Genomic DNA, 18,080 nt, shown 5'->3' with positions numbered 1-18,080 from the left:
GGTTCCGGTCCGGCCGGGTACACGGCGGCCGTGTACACGGCGCGGGCGAACCTGTCCCCGGTGGTCGTGGCAGGGTCCGTGACCGCCGGCGGGGAGCTGATGAACACCACCGAGGTGGAGAACTTCCCCGGCTTCCGTGACGGGATCATGGGCCCGGAGCTCATGGACAACATGGCCGCCCAGGCCGCCCGGTTCGGCGCCGAGATCCTCTACGAGGACGTCGAGGCCCTCGACCTGGCCGGGGAGACCAAGACCGTGCGCCTGGCCAACGGGGACACCTACCGGGCCCGGGCGGTCATCATCGCCACCGGCTCCGCCTACCGCGAGCTGGGCCTGCCCGACGAGAAGCGCCTCTCCGGACACGGGGTCTCCTGGTGCGCGACCTGCGACGGGTTCTTCTTCCGCGAGCAGCACATCGCCGTCGTCGGCGGCGGGGACTCCGCCATGGAGGAGGCCCTCTTCCTGACCAAGTTCGCCTCCAAGGTCACCGTCGTGCACCGCCGCGACGAGCTGCGCGCCTCGAAGATCATGGCCGAGCGCGCCCTGGCCCACCCCAAGATCGACTTCGCCTGGAACCAGGCCGTCACCGGCATCGAGGGCCAGGACAAGGTCACCGGCCTGCGCCTGGCCAACACCCTCGACGGCACCGAGTCCCGCCTCGAGGTCACCGGCGTGTTCGTCGCCATCGGCAACGACCCCCGCACCGACCTCGTCCGCGGCCAGCTCGCCCTCACCGACGACGGCACCATCGCCGTCGAGGGCCGCTCCTCCCGCACCAGCCTCCCCGGCGTCTTCGCCGCCGGCGACGTCATCGACCCCACCTACCGCCAAGCCATCACCGCCGCCGGCTCCGGCTGCGCCGCCGCCCTCGACGTCGAACACCACCTCGCCCACCACGCCCCCGAAACCACCTCCGCCGCAGCCGCGGCGCGGTAAGCCAACAAGGAAGGGAAACCCCATGAGCCAGGCCAAGGACGTAACCGACGCGTCGTTCCAGTCCGACGTTCTCGAGGCTTCGAAGCCCGTCATCGTGGACTTCTGGGCCGAATGGTGCGGCCCCTGCCGCATGCTCTCGCCGGTGCTCGACCAGATCGCGTCCGAGCACGCAGAGAAGATCGACGTGGTCAAGGTCAACGTCGACGAGAACCCGGGCATCGCCGCCAAGTACGGCATCACGAGCATCCCGGCCGTGTACGTCTTCAAGGACGGCGAGCACGTCGCCACCTCGATCGGCGCCAAGCCGAAGCAGATCATCGAGAAGGAGTTCGCCGCCTACCTGTAGCGGCTCGCCCACGAGGAGGGCCCGCGGACCGATGGTCCGCGGGCCCTCCTCGTGTCTACGGCCGAGGAGCATTCGATCCGCCCCGCCCACGATGACAAACACAACGCATTCCGCTTTTATCCGCAATGCACCAGAGGACACCCTACCGAGGCATCGGAGGGGTGGCACGCGGGGCGGGTCCTCCTCTCCGTAGGTGGGTCGCCCGCGGACAGTGCGTTTGGCCCGCGTCATCGCGGAGTCGGGGCAAAAGCTCTGGACCATCCATGGTCTCCTTGTTACAGCAGTCTCCTCCCCGTTTCACGTGAAACCGGTGCGGACTCCCGAAACGTTCCTGACGGCAGCGGCGGCCGTCTCGATCAGCGCCGCCGCATGCACCCGCGCCCCCCGCGCGCTCCCACACATCTGGCGCCGTGGCTGCAGACAGGGACCTCGGTAACCGCGCCATGAGCGCAATCAACAGTACGGCGAGCAGCACTTCCTCCTCGTGCTTTCGACGCTTCTGCGATCCATCTGGCCCGGCGTGCCGGACTAGCGCCCGACACGTTGCCTGCGTGGAGCGCGGCGCGTTGGCACGTAGCCGCCGCCGGATCCCACTGCGCCGGTCCTAGGGTGCACTCGCCGATGGGCTCGCCATCCTCCCCCCGGACTACAGATCCAGGGTCGAGGGCCCAGGCCCGAGGGCCGTGGGGCCGCACACAGCCTCCGCCGCTACGCGACGCCCCCACCACGCCGCCCACCTTCCGTGGGATCGGTAGAAAGCCCGGCCGATGGGCGCGACGGCCGGTCCGCACTCGTTGTCTACGCCGGTCAGCAGGCGAGCCGCGGTCAGCGTCGTGCCGCCGATATCCATGATGGCGCGACCGCGTGCAGAGGTACCGGCTGAGCCTGGCTGCGGATGTTTCCTGCGGGATCTGCGCGCTGGAATCACCTCATCTCCCTTGTAGAGGGACACAACTGACTCCCACACAGCTCTAAGGGCTAGCCATTCTGTGCGACGGAAGTGCCCAGCTGGCGCCCCCAGAACCGCGAGCGGCCCGCGAAACCCAATAACATCCCACATCTCTCTCGCTGACTGGCCTCGAACAGACGGGTCTCTGGCTCGCGTTCTGCCTCCCACGCCCGACGGCCGCGTTCCCTTGCCTCCGCGCAACAAACCATCCGCGGCACACATGTGCCCCTGCCGGACCGGACCCTGTCGGTGGGCGACTGGAGATTGACGCTGCCCGCGAACCAAGCCCCCCGCGCATCCCACCACCCATAGCGACAGCGCCGCGACCGGCCCGCGCTCGATCGCACGACGGGTGGCGCACCAGCGTTTCACGTGGAACACCAGGGGCAAGCCATCGGGACGGAGACAGACGAGGTGCCGTATTTTGTACTCCAGACCCAGGGGATGAAGTCGGGGCAACTGGTGTCCGTGCCACGTCTCAGACCGCTGCGTGACGCGCCCAATGCCGGGGCGTCGCAAGGGGCCCCGTCCCCTCCTCGAAACGGCGACGACCGCTACAAGGTCAGAGACGGTATCCGCCGGCCTACCTTGCTGTGTTCCGACGCCGCGCGGCCGGGCCCGTCGTGTCCGCCTAGTGGATCTCGAGTCGACCCGGCCCAGCAGCCCCCGAAGCCCCAGCCGCAGTGGAACCCTGATCAAAGGCGCTAGAGCGACATCGTTCATCTGTCCCGGTCGTCTAGGCTCCAGAGGGGTCATCCGCGCGGGAGCGGCCCAGGGAGACGACGTATTGCTCACCCTCTCTTGAGCGGTCCCGGCCGTCCCGCAAGGACCGGCTGGAAGTGAGCACCGCATTCTTCTCCACACGGGGCCTGCGGCGCTGCGCCGCCTTCCGGACACCAGCCCTGGCCCGGCGGGACCCACCTGAGGGAGCCTTCGAGAATCAAGGACGATGGACGATCCACGAGTAACTTGGATGCGAAACGACGAAGGGGGACGGCGTTTCACGTGAAACGCCGTCCCCCTAGGGCTGGTCTAGCTAGTTCTGTCCCGGGGCGATGACGCCCATGATGCGGTTCAGGTCGTCGACACTGGCGAACTCGATCGACACCCGGCCCTTCTTGGCGCCGAGGGTGATCTTGACCTGGGTATCCAGCTTGTCGCTCAGTGCGGTGGCCAGATAGTCCAGGCGCTCGTGGCGCGCGGTGTTGCGTGCCGGCGACTGCCGCTGCCGACGCATCCCATCGCTCAACGACACGATTTCCTCCGTCGCGCGCACCGACAGTCCCTCGTTGACGATCCGCTGGGCGAGTCGCTCCATGTCCGCGGGATCGGACAGACCCAAGAGTGCGCGCGCGTGTCCCGCGGACAGGACGCCCGCCGCAACGCGGCGCTGCACCAGCGGCGGAAGTTTCATCAAACGGAGGGTGTTGGAGATCTGCGGTCGGGAGCGGCCGATGCGATCCGAGAGCTCCTCCTGCGTGCACTCGAACTCCTGAAGGAGCTGCTGGTATGCCGCCGCCTCCTCCAGGGGGTTGAGCTCGGCGCGGTGGAGGTTCTCCAGCAGCGCATCGCGCAACAGGTCGACGTCGTGCGTTTCCCGGATGATCGCGGGAATGATCTCCAGTCCCGCCTCTTGCGTCGCGCGCCAGCGGCGTTCGCCCATGACCAGCTCGTACTGGCCCTCGACCTCGCGCGAGGGACGGACCACGACCGGCTGGAGAAGGCCGATCTCCCGGATGGAATGGACCAGTTCGTCCATGTCCTCCTGGTCGAAGTTGGTCCGCGGCTGCTTCCGATTGGGATGGATCGCGGTGACCTGGAGCTCTGCAAAGGTGGCACCGGGGACCGGGGCCAGCCCGGTTTCACGTGAAACGTGGTCGTCGTCGGTGCCCTGAGGCCGTGCCGTCGGCGTCTCCTTCAACGGCGGTTCGCTCTCGGTCTCGCGACTGGCATCGACAGACGAGCCAACGCTCGCCTCTGGTTCCGACGGCGCCTCAGTTTGCAGCTCGGTGTCGCGGTCGTTGGGTGCAGTGCTGGCCGGCTTGGCGCCATTGACCTTGAGGGCCGGCATGGCGGGCCGCTTTCCACCACCGGTGGGCTTCCGTTCCGGGGAGGAGCCACTGTCGGCGGGTCCGCTGCCGGAGAAGAACATGTCGACGGGGCGTGGTTTGCGGGCACCGGCGCCATCCGCGGTCGGCTGGGCGGCTTGACCCTTCGATACGCCCTTTTTTGCGTCCTGCTTCGGCGCGGACTCGGACCGGGGAGCGTCCTCCCGGCTGTCGCTCCGACGCGGACCATTGGCCTGGGCGCCCGTGGACGGGCGCGAGGACGGCGGGGTTTCACGTGAAACGCCGTTCTGTTTCGCATCCTCGCGTGGGGTCGGCTCTTCGGGGGACACCGGACTGCCTTGGGGGCTCGCCGGCGTGCTCCCCGCGCCCGCTGCCGATCCCTGCACTTCCTGGGCTGCCTCGTCTGCCGTCGCAGTAGTGGGTCCAGCAGGGGCGCTGCTGATGAGTGCTCCAAGGCCCCGACCGAGGCCGCGCCGCTTCTCCGCCAAGGTGAATCTCTCTTCCAGTTCCGAATGGACGCCGGCCGGACGGCCAGTCGCACCCCTCCATTCTACGATCAGCCCAAGTCTTCGCCGGGTATCGTTGCGCTCGCGCGGCTAGTCCAGAAACAAAGTCAACAGTTTGACTGAGAGGCGTTCTAACAAGTGGTTGGGTCGGGGCTGCCGCGTGGAGGACGAATGGCGACTCCACCCGAGGGGAACGGGTGGCAAATGGACCGCAAGCCCCTCCCCGCCGTAACGCTTTCGACCTGGGACAAGGAAAAGCGGTGGGGTACGGCTGCGGGTGGGGCCGCACCGTGAAGATGCGGGGCCACCGGCGCGCCGTCCGGTCCGGCTCGCCCTCATCGCGGCCCCACGACGTCGCCGGCTCCGCCCGGGCGCTGGCCCCTAACTGCGACTTCCCTCCGCCGATGTCCCGACAGGCTGTCCTCTACCGGGCGCGCTCGGCAATCTCGGACGCCGCCTCCAGATAGGAGAGGGCTCCCGTCGAGCTCGGGTCGTACGTCATCACCGTCTGCTGGTAGCTGGGCGCCTCGGAGATCCGCACGGAACGCGGAATCAGGGCCTCGAGCACCTGCTCGGGGAAGTGCTCGCGCACCTCAGCGGCAACCTGGGCCGCGAGGTTCGTGCGCCCGTCGTACATCGTGAGCAGAATGGTGGACACGACGAGGTCGCCGTTGAGGTGCTTCTGGATCATCTGGATGTTGTTGAGCAGCTGGCTCAATCCCTCCAGCGCGTAGTACTCGCACTGGATCGGGATGAGCACTTCACGTGCCGCAACGAAGGCATTGACGGTCAGCAGTCCCAGGCTCGGCGGGCAGTCGATGAAGACGTAGTCCAGCCGCTCCAGGCCCTGTTCCTCGCGGTGGGCGGCGTACTGCTCCAACGCCCGACGGAGTCGCTGCTCCCGGGCCACCAGGGAGACCAGCTCGATCTCTGCGCCAGCCAGGTGGATCGTCGCGGGCGCCACCACGAGGTTCTCGAGGTCGGGGCACTGCGCGACGACGTCGGAAAGCGGCACATCGTTGATCAGGACGTCGTAGATGCTGTCCACGTCCGCGTGGTGCTCGATGCCGAGTGCCGTGGACGCGTTGCCCTGGGGGTCGATGTCGACCACCAGGACGTTCAGGCCCGCCTTGGAGAGCGCGGCGGCGATGTTCACCGTCGTGGTCGTCTTGCCGACGCCGCCCTTCTGGTTGCTGACCGTGAAGTAGCGGGTCTGTGCCGGCCTGGGCAGGACGCGTCCCTTCAGCCGCTCGCGGCGCTTGGTCTCGCTGGCCAGTTGGTTGGCCAGCGGGGTGTTCTCATCCATGGTGTCCATGACGCTCCGCTGGTTGGGGGCCTTCGTCTCCGTGTCCGCTCTACGCCGGGCGTCGGGCTCGATGCGCCCGCCCTGCTCGGCCGGGGCGGCTGGCTCCGTCGCGCCCCCAGAGGGGGGCGGGGTTTCACGTGGAACATCCGTGACGGTGCTGCCAAACGATTCCGTTTGCTCTTCTTCGGGGCGCGGTGAGCGGCCGAACATGGCGGCAAACGGCGGAATCTTCTTCCCACGCGGCATACGGCTACGGCCTCCTCACTCCCGGGCCCCACGGCCACCCGTACAGACTATCGCCCGCGGACGCCTAAACCGGGACGCGGACCACGGTCGTCGGTTCGGCGAGGACCTCGGCACCGACGACCACGACCTCGGCCCCCCGGCCGCCCAGCTTGCGGATCACCTTCGAGGCCTTCGCGATCTCCTCGGCGGCGCTGCGGCCCTTGATGGCCAGCAGCTCGCCGCTTCCGTGCAGCAGCGGGAGCGTGAGCCCCACGAGGTTCGAGAGGGCAGACACCGCACGGGCCGTCACCACATCCACATCCACCTCCGCGACGGCCTGCTCGGCCCTGCCGCGCCACACGGTGACATTGTCCAGACCGAGGTCCTCCACCACCTCGGAGAGCCAGAGGCAGCGCCGCTCCAGGGGTTCAATCAGGGTCAGGGACAGGTCGGGACGGGCGATCGCCAGGGCCAGCCCGGGCAGCCCCGCGCCGCTGCCGACGTCGGCCACGGCCGCGCCCTGCGGGACCAGCTGCTCGACGACGGCGCAGTTGAGCACGTGCCGGCCCCAGAGCCGGGGGACCTCCCGCGGACCGAGCAGCCCCCGCTCCGTGCCGCTCGTCGCCAGGTGGCGAACGAAACCCTGGGCCAACTCGAGCCGGTTCCCGAAGACGGTGCGGGCCGCCTGGAGCTCCTCCGGGGAGGCGTCGTATTCGGTCTCCATGCGCCGCTACCCGTTGACGGACACGACGACGTGGCGGCGGGCGCCCTCGCCGTCGGACTCGGAGAACAGGCCCAGCTCGGCCACGACGTCGTGCACCTGCTTGCGCTCGTAGGCGCTCATCGGCTCGAGGGCAACGTCCTCCCCGGACTCCTTGGCCTTGGAGACGGCGTCCTCGGCCAGCCGGCGCAGCTCGCCGGAGCGTCCCACGCGGTGGCCGTCGATGTCCAGGACCAGCCGCGAGCGGTTGCCGGTGGAGGTCAGCACGGCCAGCCGCGCCAGCTCCTGAAGGGCCTCGAGGGTCTCGCCGTGCTCCCCGACGAGCAGCCGGAGGTCGGAACCGCCCTCCTCCTCGTTCAGGATGGAGATGTAGGTGCGGCCGGCACGGACCTCGATGTCGATGTCGCCGTCGAGATCGGCGATGTCCAGGAGCTCCTCGAGGTAGTCGGCCGCGACGTCGCCCTCCTCCTCGAGGCGGGAAACGGGGGTCTCCGCGGCGTCGTCGTCGACCGGCGGGACGGTGTTTTCGGCGCTCATCTCTACTTCTTCCTCCGGTTCTTGCGCTTGGGCTGCTGGCGTTGGCCCTTCGGCTCGACGGGGGCCGTCTGCTCGGCCGCGGCGGCCTCAGCGGCCTTCTTCTGGCCCACGGGAGGCAGCCCCTTCGCGGCACGGCGTTCGTTCAGCTCGCGCTCGGCCTGGGAGCCCGGCGTCGGGTTGTTGCGGATGACCCAGTACTGCTGGCCGAGCGTCCAGACGTTGGAGGCCGTCCAGTAGACCAGGACGCCGATGGGGAAGTTGATGCCGCCGATGCCGAAGACGAGCGGAAGGATGTACAGCATCATCTTCTGCTGCTGCATGAACGGCCCCTCGAGGGCCTCCTTCGTCATGTTCTTCGACATGATCTGCTTCTGGGTGATGAACTGCGAGGCAGTCATCGCGATGATCATCACGAGTGCCGTCAGGATGACCGCCATGCTCGGGTCGCCCGAGTTCAGGCTGCCCAGGAAGGTGTCGGAGAGGCGCGCTCCGAAGATGGAGGACTCGTCGAAGCTGCGCACGTGGTCGGCGCTCAGGGCCCCGATGCCCTCGTTCGAGTCACTGGCCCGCGAGGTGTTGTTCAGGACCGTGAAGAGCGCGAAGAAGAACGGCATCTGCACCAGGATGGGCAGGCACGAGGACAGCGGGTTCGTCTTGTGCTTCTTGAACAGCTCGCGCTGCTCGGCGATCATCGCCTGCTGCGAGAGCTGGTCCTTCTTGCCCTTGTACTTCGCCTGGAGCTTGCGCAGGTCCGGCTGCAGGGCCTGCATGGCCCGCTGCGCCTTGATCTGCTTGACGAACACCGGGATCAGGGCCGTGCGGATGAGCAGCACGAGGATGATGATCGACAGCGTCCACGTCCAACCGGAGTCGGGATCCATGCCGATGGCCGCGAGCCCCTCGTGGCAGATCATCAGGATCCACGAGACCACCTGGCGGAATGGCCACAGCAGCGTGTCAAAGAAACCCATGGTTCGGTTGTGCTCCTCAGGCCGCGTCGGCGGCGTCGTCGGCAGGAATCGGCGGGTGGTTCAGGACAATGATCCGGGGGGTCTTCCCCTCGGGCCAAATCCGCTTCCCCGCGGGGACATGGTCGATGCCGCCGTGGCTGAACGGGTTGCAGCGGACCACGCGGCCCGCCGCCAGCCAGCTGCCCCGAAGAGCGCCGTGCACGGTCACGGCTTCGAGCGCGTAGGCGGAGCAGCTGGGGAAGTACTTGCAAACATCGCCATAGAGCGGGGAGACGATCCTGCGGTAGGCCATGAGCAGGCCCATGACGGCGAGGCGGGGCAGCCCCGCGAGGAACCGGAGCATGCGCGGGAGGGTGCGGCTACCGCCCATGCTGCTCCTTCCCTCGGTGCCGGGGTCCCCGTTCGGCGGCCCGGCGGGCCGCCTCAAGGGCCGACAGCGCGTCCCCGCGGAGTTGGTCCCAACTGGCGTCGGCCGCGGCCGGCAGGGCGCGCACGACGACGTCGTACCCGGTCCCGGCCCGGGGCAGCCATTCGGCTGCTACCGCCCTCAACCTGCGCTTAACGCGGTTGCGGGTGACCGAGTTCCCGACGGCCTTGGACACGATGAAGCCGAAGCGCGACGGCGGCGCCCCGTGCGGGGCGTCCAACCGCGGCGAGTCCGGCTCCGCCGCGGCGGGCCGCAGATACAGCACAACGTTCCGGCGCCCAGAACGGGCGCCGGAACGTACTGTGGCGGAGAAGTCCGCGCCGGAACGCATCCGGTGGGGTGCCGGCAGCATCGCTACCGCCCGGCTGGCCGGGGCACCCGCGGATGATCCCGGAGGACCGGTGTCCGGTCAGGCAGAGAGCGCAGTGCGGCCCTTGGAACGGCGGGCAGCCAGGATGGCGCGGCCGGCGCGGGTCCGCATGCGCAGACGGAAGCCGTGCTTCTTGGCACGACGGCGGTTATTCGGCTGAAAAGTCCGCTTGCTCACAGTAGTAACTCCAAGACGATCTAAGGGATGCGCCTTAACCCGTTGCTACGGCGGAGGAACAGGCTGACGCGTGCTTCGTGCGGCACCCGCCCGGCTCGCTGTCCGCCCCTTCCGCGGAGGGAGGGGCGCCAGTGGGCACGGGAAAGCACACGCACAGGACTAAACAACGGTAGGGGAATCCGGGGCGCCACGTCAAACCGGACGCGCACCTGGGCCCGCCCCCATCTTTTCACAGGCTGTGGTCAGCCACTCCACACGATGTGGACCGTGTCCCGGCGTGTGGAGGGAGGGTTCCCCGTTGTCCACGGGCCGGATCCGCGCGGCCGCCGCGATCGGGCGCCGCCGCCCGGTGGATATCCACAGCCATCCACAGGAATACCCACAGGCGCTGTTATCCACCGGCTGTGAATAACACTGTGGATAGCCGCTAGACTCGAACCTCCGGCCGCCCCCACAAGGGACCGCCGTCCGATCCACCGCCGCACCGGCGGCCCACCAGACCAGCGAGGGGATCCATCAGCGTGAGCACGGAGGAGTCGAACAGCGTCGGCAGCGCCTGGCGCCAGGTCGTCCGCAACCTCGAGGACGACGACCGGGTGACTCCCCGCCAGCGCGGCTTCCTGGTGCTCGCCCGCCCCCAGGGACTCATCGGGACGACCCTGCTGCTGGCGGTTCCCAACGAACTCACCCGCGAGGTCCTGCAGACCCAGCTCAAGCAGCCGCTCGACGACGCGCTGCGGCAGGTGTTCCAGGACGACATCATCTGCGCCTTCAGCATCGTGGCGGACCTGGAGCCCGAGCCGGAACCGCAGCCCGCCCCGGTCAAGCAGGCGCCGGTGGAGCGGCCCGGTGCCGAACGGTCGCCGCAGCCGGCGCCGCCGTCGAACTCGCAGGAATTCGGCCGGCTGAACCCGAAGTACATCTTCGACACGTTCGTCATCGGTTCCTCGAACCGCTTCGCGCATGCCGCCGCCGTCGCCGTCGCCGAGGCACCCGCGAAGGCCTACAACCCGCTCTTCATCTATGGGGACTCGGGGCTGGGCAAGACGCACCTGCTCCACGCCATCGGGCACTACGCGCGCCACCTCTACAACGGGATCCGGGTGCGGTACGTGAACTCCGAGGAGTTCACCAACGACTTCATCAACTCGATCCGCGACGACGAGGGCGCCAGCTTCAAGCAGACGTACCGCAACGTGGACATCCTCCTCATCGACGACATCCAGTTCCTTGCGAACAAGGACGCGACACAGGAGGAGTTCTTCCACACCTTCAACGCGCTCCACAACCACAACAAGCAGGTCGTCATCACGTCCGACCTGCCCCCGAAGCAGCTGAGCGGCTTCGAGGACCGGATGCGCTCGCGCTTCGAGTGGGGCCTGCTGACGGACATCCAGCCGCCGGAGCTCGAGACGCGCATCGCGATTCTGCGGAAGAAGGCGACCGCGGAGGGCCTCTCGGCGCCGGACGACGTCATGGAGTACATCGCCTCGAAGATCTCGACGAACATCCGGGAACTCGAGGGGGCCCTGATCCGCGTCACGGCCTTCGCGTCGCTCAACAGCCAGGGCGTCGACCTCACGCTGGCGGAGCAGGTCCTCAAGGACCTCATCACGGACGAGGACGCCCAGGAGATCACGCCGCAGGCGATCATCGCCCAGACCGCCGAGTACTTCAACCTCTCCATCGAGGAGCTCAACAGCAAGTCCCGCACCAGGACGCTCGTGACTGCGCGGCAGATCGCCATGTACCTGCTGCGCGAGCTGACGGACATGTCCCTCCCCAAGATCGGCGCCGAGCTGGGCGGACGCGACCACACGACGGTGATCCACGCGGACCGGAAGATCCGCGAGCTGATGGCGGAGCGCAGGGCGATCTTCAACCAGGTCACCGAACTGACGAACCGCATCAAGCAGCAGCAGCGCGAGGGCTAGCCGGCCGGAGGGGCCCCGGAAACCCCGTGGGACCCAGTCCCACCCGGCGTTCCGCACAGCTGTGGACAAGAGTGGGGATATCCCGGTGGACCACGGGGGTGGGCCTGCGGATAAACCCCCGGGGGGCTGTGGATCCCTTAATCGGCGGGTTTTCCCCATCCACCGGCAAGCTGGCGTTGTGCCTTTGCACAATCACAAGTTATCAACACCCGGGAATGGCGGGGGTTCCCCGATGCCCTCGGTTATCCACAGTATCCACACCGGTTATTAACACTACGAATCTCTTCCTTTGGAAAATCCCAAATAACAAGTCCCCCTCCGCCCATCCGCCGCCCGGACGGGGAATCCCGTCCCCCGCAGGCCGTGAAATCACGTTTGCCGCCAGCGGCTAAGCTGTCACCGGATCTTTGTCACCTCGCTGCTGTGAAAGGCGGAACGCTTCGTGAAGTTCAGTGTTGAAAGGGACGTTCTGGCCGACGCCGTGTCCTGGACCGCCCGCTCACTGTCACAGCGGCCCCCCTCGCCCGTCCTCTCGGGCATCCTCATCAAGGCCACCGGCGGCACCGTCACGCTCGCCGGATTCGACTACGAGATCTCGGCGCACCTCGAGATCCCGGCCGACACCGCGGAGGAGGGCACGATCCTCGTCTCCGGAAAACTCCTCGCGGAGATCTGCCGCAGCCTGCCGCAGGCCCAGGTCGTCCTCGAAACGGAGGGCTCGAAGGTCAACGTCACCTGCGGACGCTCCCGCTTCCACCTCGCGACCATGCCCGTGGCGGAGTACCCGGACCTGCCCGTGCTGCCGGAGTTCGCGGGCACGGTCGACGGCGAGGCGTTCGCGCAGGCCGTCGCCCAGGTCATCGTCGCCGCCTCCAAGGACGACACCCTCCCGATCCTCACCGGCGTGAAGATGGAGTTCGAGGACGACAGGATCACGTTCCTCGCGACGGACCGCTACCGGCTGGCCATGCGCGAGGTGAACTGGAAGCCGGCCCGCCCCGGGCTCTCGACGTCCGCCCTGGTCAAGGCCCGGACCCTGAACGAGGTCGCCAAGACCCTCGCCGGCGGCGGCGACCTGCGCATCTCCCTGGGCGAATCCAGCGACCTCATCGGATTCGAAAGCACCAACCGGCGCACCACCTCGCTGCTGGTCGACGGCGACTACCCCAAGATCCGGTCGCTGTTCCCCGAAAACACGCCCATCCACGCGACGGTCCGGACCAACGAACTGGTTGAGGCCGTCCGGCGCGTCGCCGTCGTCGCGGAGCGCAACACGCCCGTCCGCCTGGCCTTCAGCGACGGCCAGCTCGCCCTCGACGCCGGCACCGGCGAGGACGCCCAGGCGGAGGAGGCGATGGAGGCCCTGCTCGACGGCGAGGACATCACCGTCGCGTTCAACCCCGCCTACCTCGGCGAGGGGCTGAACGCCTTCGACAGCGAGTTCGTGCGCTTCTCCTTCACCTCGGCCCCGAAACCGGCGATGATGACGGCGCAGCGCGAGCTCGACGGGGCCGACGAGGACGACTACCGCTACCTGGTGATGCCGGTCCGGCTCCCCAACTAGGCTCCGCGGCGGACCCGACGACGACAAGGAGCTCACCGTGCACATCGGACTGATCGGGCTGGGCAAGATGGGCCACAACATGCGGGCCCGGCTTCGCGCCGCCGGCATCGAGGTGACGGGCTACGACCGCAACCCCGAGGTCTCCGACGCCCCGACCCTCGAGGCCATGGTCGCCTCCCTGCCGACCCCGAGGATCGTCTGGGTCATGGTGCCCTCCGGCCCGGCCACCGACTCCGTCATCGCTGAACTCGGGGACCGGCTCGAGGCCGGCGACCTGGTCGTCGACGGCGGCAACACGCGCTTCACGGACGACCAGCGTCACGCGCAGGAGCTTGGCCGGGCGGGGATCCGGCTCGTGGACTGCGGGGTATCCGGCGGTGTCTGGGGGCTCGAGAACGGCTACGCACTCATGGCCGGGGGCGCCGACGCCGACGTCGCCGAACTGATGCCCGTCTTCGACGCGCTCCGGCCCCCGGGCGACCGGGCCCGCAGCTTCGTCCACGCCGGCGAGACCGGGGCCGGGCACTACGCGAAAATGGTCCACAACGGGATCGAGTACGGGATCATGCAGTCCTACGCGGAGGGCTACGAGCTGCTGGCCGCCAAGGACATCGTCAAGGACGTGCCCGGTACGTTCGCCGCCTGGCAGGAGGGGACGGTCATCCGCTCCTGGCTGCTCGACCTGTTGGTCGCGGCCCTCCGCGAGGACCCCGGGCTGGACCGGATCACCGGCTACGTCGAGGACTCCGGGGAGGGCCGGTGGACCGTCGAGGAGGCCATCGCGAACGCGGTGCCCGCCCCGGCCATCACCGCCTCCGTCTTCGCCCGGTTCGCCTCCCGCCAGGACGACTCGCCCGCCATGAAGGCCGTTGCCGCGCTGCGGAACCAGTTCGGGGGCCACGCGGTCCGGCGGCCGGAGGCGTAGCGGCCGGCGTGTACCTGTCCCACCTGTCCCTCACCGACTTCCGCAGCTACGCCCAGGCCGACCTCGAGCTGGGTCCCGGGACCACGGTCCTCGTGGGCGAGAACGGCGTCGGCAAGACCAACATCGCCGAGGCCGTCGGCTACCTGTCCGGCCTGTCCTCCCACCGGGTCTCCGCCGACGGGGCGCTCGTGCGCTTCGGCGCCGAGCAGGCGGTCGTGCGCGCCCGCGTCGTCCGCGGCGGCCAGGCCACCGCCGTCGAGCTGCTCATCGCGCCAGGCAAGGCGAACCGGGCCCGCATCAACCGCGCCAACCCCGTCCGAGCACGCGACATCCTCGGGATCGTGCGGACGGTGCTCTTCGCGCCCGAGGACCTGGCGCTCGTGAAGGGGGACCCGGGCGAGCGCCGCCGCTTCCTCGACGACCTCCTGGTCGCGCTGCGCCCGGCGGAGGCCGCCACGCGCGGCGACTACGAGCGGGTCCTCAAACAGCGCAACGCGCTGCTGAAGTCCGCGCGGGCGGCCGGCCGGTTCACGTCGGGGCACGAGTCGACCCTCGAGGTCTGGGACCACCATCTGGCGCAGGCCGGCGCGCGCCTGCTGCGCGGCCGGCTCGAGTCCCTGCGCCTGGTCGCGCCGCACCTCGAGGAGGCCTACCAGCGGATCGCGGACAGCCCGAAGCGGGCGTGGGCCACCTACCGCTCGACGCTCGTCGAGGAGCTGGACGACGACGGCGCGGTCCGCGCGGCGGAACCGGCGCCGGCTCTGGCGGAGGCCGACGACGCGGAACTGCAGCGCCTGTTCCTCCACGCGCTCGGGGCCCAGCGCAAGCGTGAACTCGAGCGCGGCCTGACGCTCGTGGGACCACACCGCGACGAGCTGGTGCTGGGGCTCGGGCAGGCCCCCGCCAAGGGGTATGCCTCCCACGGGGAGACGTGGTCCATGGCGCTGGCGCTGCGGCTCGCGTCGTACCGGGTCCTCCGCGAGGACGACCCCCGCCCCGGCGCGGAGCCGGTCCTGATCCTCGACGACGTCTTCGCGGAGCTGGACACGGGACGCCGGTCGCGGCTCGCCGCCGTCATCGGCGACGCCGAACAGACGCTGGTCACGGCCGCCGTTCCCGGCGACGTGCCCGCCGAACTGGGGGGCGCAGTGTTCAGGATCGGACCCGGAACGGTCGAGCGCGCCGGGTCGGGGCCGTGAGCGCCGAGGGGCCGGGCCCGGGCACGGGCCCCCAGGAGTTCGACGCCGCCCGGGCGATGCTCAACCGGATGCGGCAGGCGGCCGAGGCCCGCGGAGAGATCCGCGTCGACGCGGCGCGCGCCCGCCGTGCGGCGGAGCGCCGCGCCGCCGAAGGGGCGGTCCGCCGGAAGGGACCGAAGGCCGCCCAGTACGACGACGGCAGGGACCCGAAGGGCATCGGGTCGGTCTTCGAGCGGATGGTCCGTGACCGCGGGTGGTCCTCGCCGGTCGCCGTCGGCTCCGTGATCCCGCGCTGGGCGGAGCTGGTCGGCCCGCAGATCTCCGCCCACTGCACGCCGGAGTCCTTCGAGGACACCACCGTCGTCGTCCGCTGCGACTCCACCGCCTGGGCCACCCAGCTGCGCCTGCTGACGCACAGCCTGCTCAAGACGTTCGACGAGAAGCTCGGGCACGGAACCGTGACCATGATCAAGGTCCTCGGGCCCTCCGCCCCGAGCTGGCGCAAGGGCGCCCGCCGTGTCGAGGGCCGGGGGCCCCGGGACACGTACGGGTAGTCCCGGCCGCTCCGGCGGGTTCCGGCGGAGTCCTAGGAGCCCGGCAGAGGCTCCCGGCCCCCTGCGGACACGGAGACCCCCGTCCGGCAACCGGATGGGCGCGCAGAGAGCGGGTTGCGGGCCAATGGCGGCATGGTCCTGCGTCGCGCACCCGGCCCACTGCGCCGCGCGGTAGAATTACAGGGAGGCGTTCCGTCCGCACCGGATCGGAACGCCGGTTCACGAGCGGGCCGCCCGCGGCCCGCGCCGACCATGCACAAGGAGTCTGCAGCGCCTGTGGCCACCGAGAACAGCACCCCCGAGGAGACGCGCGCGGCCAAGCCCCCGGCGGACACCGCGCCAGACCGCCCCGATGCCCCCGGATACGGCGCCAGCGACATCACCGTCCTCGAGGGCCTGGAGGCCGTCCGCAAACGCCCGGGCATGTACATCGGGTCGACCGGGCCCCGCGGACTGCACCACCTCGTGTACGAGGTGGTCGACAACTCCGTCGACGAGGCGCTGGCCGGGTACTGCGACCACATCAAGGTGACGCTGCGCGAGGACGGGGGCGTCCGGGTCGAGGACAACGGGCGCGGCATCCCGGTCGACATCCACCCGACGGAGGGAAAGCCCACCGTCGAGGTCGTCATGACGATCCTGCACGCCGGCGGCAAGTTCGGCGGCGGCGGCTACGCGGTGTCCGGCGGCCTGCACGGGGTCGGCATCTCCGTCGTGAACGCGCTGTCCACGCGCGTCGACACGGAGATCCGCCGCCAGGGCCACGTGTGGCGGATGTCCTTCGCCGACGGCGGGAAGCCGCAGGGCGAGCTCGTCCGCGGCGAGGCCACGGACGCCACGGGCACCGTGCAGACGTTCTATCCGGACCCCGGGATCTTCGACACCACCGACTTCGACTTCGAGACCCTGCGTGCCCGCTTCCAGCAGATGGCGTTCCTGAACAAGGGCCTGCGCATCTCGCTCACGGACGAGCGGACCGCGGACGACTCGGCCGACGAGATCGCCGAGGACGACGCGGAGGCCCCGGAGGGCCAGGACGCCCCGGTCCAGCACCGGAGCGTCGACTACTGCTACCGGGACGGGCTGCTCGACTACGTCAAGCACCTCAACTCCTCCAAGAAGGTCGACCTGGTCCACGAGGACGTCATCGCGTTCGAGGCCGAGGACGCCGAGCGGCAGATGTCCGTCGAGCTCGCCATGCAGTGGACCACCGCGTACTCCGAGTCCGTGCACACCTACGCGAACACGATCAACACGCACGAGGGCGGCACGCACGAGGAGGGCTTCCGCGCCGCCCTGACGTCGCTGATCAACCGCTACGGCCGGGACAAGGGGATCCTCAAGGAGAAGGACGAGAACCTCACCGGCGACGACATCCGCGAGGGCCTGACGGCGGTCGTGTCCGTCAAGCTGGGCGAACCCCAGTTCGAGGGCCAGACGAAGACGAAGCTCGGCAACTCCGGTGCCCGCGGGTTCGTTCTCGGCGTGGTCAACGAGGAGCTCGGCGACTGGCTCGAGCGCAACCCGGTCTCGGCCAAGGACATCATCCGCAAGGCCCAGTTCGCGGCCCAGGCCCGCGTCGCCGCGCGGAAGGCCCGCGACAACGCGCGCCGCAAGTCCCCGCTGGAGAGCTTCGGCATGCCGGGGAAGCTCTCGGACTGCTCGTCGAAGAACCCGTCCGAGTGCGAGGTCTACCTGGTGGAGGGCGACTCCGCGGGAGGCTCAGCCAAGCGGGGGCGCGACCCCCGCACCCAGGCGATCCTTCCCCTGCGCGGCAAGATCCTCAACGTCGAGCGGGCCCGCCTGGACAAGGCCCTCGGCAACGCCGAGGTCCAGTCGATGATCACGGCGTTCGGCACCGGCATCGGCGAGGAGTTCGACATGTCGAAGCTCCGGTACCACAAGATCGTCCTCATGGCGGACGCGGACGTCGACGGCCAGCACATCACGACCCTGCTGCTCACGCTGCTCTTCCGCTACATGCGCCCCCTCATCGAGAACGGGTACGTCTACCTGGCCCAGCCGCCGCTCTACCGGATCAAGTGGTCCAACGCGCCGCACGACTACGTGTACACGGACGCGGAGCGGGACCGCGCCCTCACCGCCGGGCAGGCGGGGAACAAGCGCCTGCCCAAGGACAACGGCATCCAGCGCTACAAGGGCCTCGGCGAGATGGACTACTCCGAGCTCTGGGACACGACCATGGATCCGGAGCGCCGCACGCTGCGCCTGGTGACGATGGAGGACGCCGCCGCCGCGGACCAGATCTTCTCCGTGCTGATGGGCGAGGACGTCGAGTCCCGCCGCAACTTCATCCAGCAGAACGCGAAGGACGTGCGCTTCCTCGACATCTAGGGCGACCAG

General features: G+C 69.3%; 16 protein-coding genes. 8 read left to right on the top strand and 8 right to left on the bottom strand.

Annotated features, from left to right (window positions below):
- Both trxB and trxA read left to right on the top strand, forming a co-directional pair.
- Positions 1 to 936: thioredoxin-disulfide reductase (gene trxB, locus AC1Q5D_RS15325; RefSeq protein ID WP_481739323.1), on the top strand; the 936-nt coding region annotated here is incomplete at its 5' end.
- Positions 937 to 958: 22 nt separating this feature from the next.
- A complete protein-coding gene (gene trxA / locus AC1Q5D_RS15320; RefSeq protein ID WP_481739322.1) occupies positions 959 to 1,282 on the top strand; it encodes a thioredoxin in 324 nt (107 codons plus the stop codon).
- Between the two features lie 1,985 nt (positions 1,283 to 3,267).
- On the opposite strand, the gene AC1Q5D_RS15315 is transcribed toward trxA, so the two are convergent.
- The 8 genes from AC1Q5D_RS15315 to rpmH all read right to left on the bottom strand — a co-directional run bounded on the left by AC1Q5D_RS15315 (position 3,268) and on the right by rpmH (position 9,540).
- Positions 3,268 to 4,629 (bottom strand): ParB/RepB/Spo0J family partition protein, encoded by a 1,362-nt coding sequence (locus AC1Q5D_RS15315; protein WP_481739321.1) that lies wholly within the window; start codon positions 4,627 to 4,629, stop codon positions 3,268 to 3,270.
- A gap of 601 nt (positions 4,630 to 5,230) precedes the next feature.
- Positions 5,231 to 6,121 carry a ParA family protein gene (locus AC1Q5D_RS15310; RefSeq protein ID WP_481739320.1) on the bottom strand — a complete coding sequence of 297 codons (891 nt, stop codon included), beginning with the start codon at positions 6,119 to 6,121 and terminating at the stop codon, positions 5,231 to 5,233.
- A gap of 301 nt (positions 6,122 to 6,422) precedes the next feature.
- A complete protein-coding gene (gene rsmG, locus AC1Q5D_RS15305) occupies positions 6,423 to 7,061 on the bottom strand; it encodes a 16S rRNA (guanine(527)-N(7))-methyltransferase RsmG (protein ID WP_481739319.1) in 639 nt (212 codons plus the stop codon).
- A 6-nt stretch (positions 7,062 to 7,067) separates the two neighbouring features.
- Positions 7,068 to 7,595: a Jag family protein gene (locus AC1Q5D_RS15300; protein WP_481739318.1), complete on the bottom strand. Its 528-nt coding sequence runs from the start codon at positions 7,593 to 7,595 to the stop codon at positions 7,068 to 7,070.
- A gap of 2 nt (positions 7,596 to 7,597) precedes the next feature.
- Entirely contained in the window at positions 7,598 to 8,566 is a 969-nt protein-coding gene (yidC, locus tag AC1Q5D_RS15295) for a membrane protein insertase YidC (RefSeq protein WP_481739317.1), read from the bottom strand.
- A 16-nt stretch (positions 8,567 to 8,582) separates the two neighbouring features.
- Positions 8,583 to 8,936 (bottom strand): membrane protein insertion efficiency factor YidD, encoded by a 354-nt coding sequence (yidD, locus tag AC1Q5D_RS15290; protein ID WP_481739316.1) that lies wholly within the window; start codon positions 8,934 to 8,936, stop codon positions 8,583 to 8,585.
- Positions 8,926 to 9,345: a ribonuclease P protein component gene (gene rnpA / locus AC1Q5D_RS15285; RefSeq protein WP_481739315.1), complete on the bottom strand. Its 420-nt coding sequence runs from the start codon at positions 9,343 to 9,345 to the stop codon at positions 8,926 to 8,928. Before rnpA ends, yidD begins: the two co-directional genes overlap by 11 nt.
- Positions 9,346 to 9,402: 57 nt before the next feature.
- A complete protein-coding gene (gene rpmH, locus AC1Q5D_RS15280) occupies positions 9,403 to 9,540 on the bottom strand; it encodes a 50S ribosomal protein L34 (protein WP_077488375.1) in 138 nt (45 codons plus the stop codon).
- A gap of 521 nt (positions 9,541 to 10,061) precedes the next feature.
- Between rpmH and dnaA the strand changes: the two genes are divergently transcribed.
- The 6 genes from dnaA (at position 10,062) to gyrB (ending at position 18,071) form a co-directional block, all read left to right on the top strand.
- Positions 10,062 to 11,474: a chromosomal replication initiator protein DnaA gene (gene dnaA, locus AC1Q5D_RS15275; RefSeq protein ID WP_481739314.1), complete on the top strand. Its 1,413-nt coding sequence runs from the start codon at positions 10,062 to 10,064 to the stop codon at positions 11,472 to 11,474.
- Positions 11,475 to 11,916: 442 nt separating this feature from the next.
- Positions 11,917 to 13,038, top strand: coding sequence for a DNA polymerase III subunit beta (gene dnaN, locus AC1Q5D_RS15270; protein ID WP_481739313.1), 1,122 nt, complete (start codon positions 11,917 to 11,919; stop codon positions 13,036 to 13,038).
- 37 nt (positions 13,039 to 13,075) lie between these two features.
- Positions 13,076 to 13,963, top strand: coding sequence for a phosphogluconate dehydrogenase (NAD(+)-dependent, decarboxylating) (gene gnd, locus AC1Q5D_RS15265; RefSeq protein ID WP_481739312.1), 888 nt, complete (start codon positions 13,076 to 13,078; stop codon positions 13,961 to 13,963).
- A gap of 8 nt (positions 13,964 to 13,971) precedes the next feature.
- Positions 13,972 to 15,162, top strand: a complete 1,191-nt coding sequence (recF, locus tag AC1Q5D_RS15260; RefSeq protein ID WP_481739311.1) for a DNA replication/repair protein RecF — start codon at positions 13,972 to 13,974, stop codon at positions 15,160 to 15,162.
- A gap of 56 nt (positions 15,163 to 15,218) precedes the next feature.
- Positions 15,219 to 15,716, top strand: a complete 498-nt coding sequence (locus AC1Q5D_RS15255; protein ID WP_481739328.1) for a DciA family protein — start codon at positions 15,219 to 15,221, stop codon at positions 15,714 to 15,716.
- A gap of 252 nt (positions 15,717 to 15,968) precedes the next feature.
- Positions 15,969 to 18,071 (top strand): DNA topoisomerase (ATP-hydrolyzing) subunit B, encoded by a 2,103-nt coding sequence (gyrB, locus tag AC1Q5D_RS15250; protein ID WP_481739310.1) that lies wholly within the window; start codon positions 15,969 to 15,971, stop codon positions 18,069 to 18,071.
- The last annotated feature ends 9 nt before the right edge of the window (positions 18,072 to 18,080 follow it).

It is taken from the genome of Arthrobacter paludis, assembly GCF_056782315.1.
Note: the sequence above shows the minus strand (reverse complement) of the source record. Positions and strands in the feature narration are given on the sequence as shown.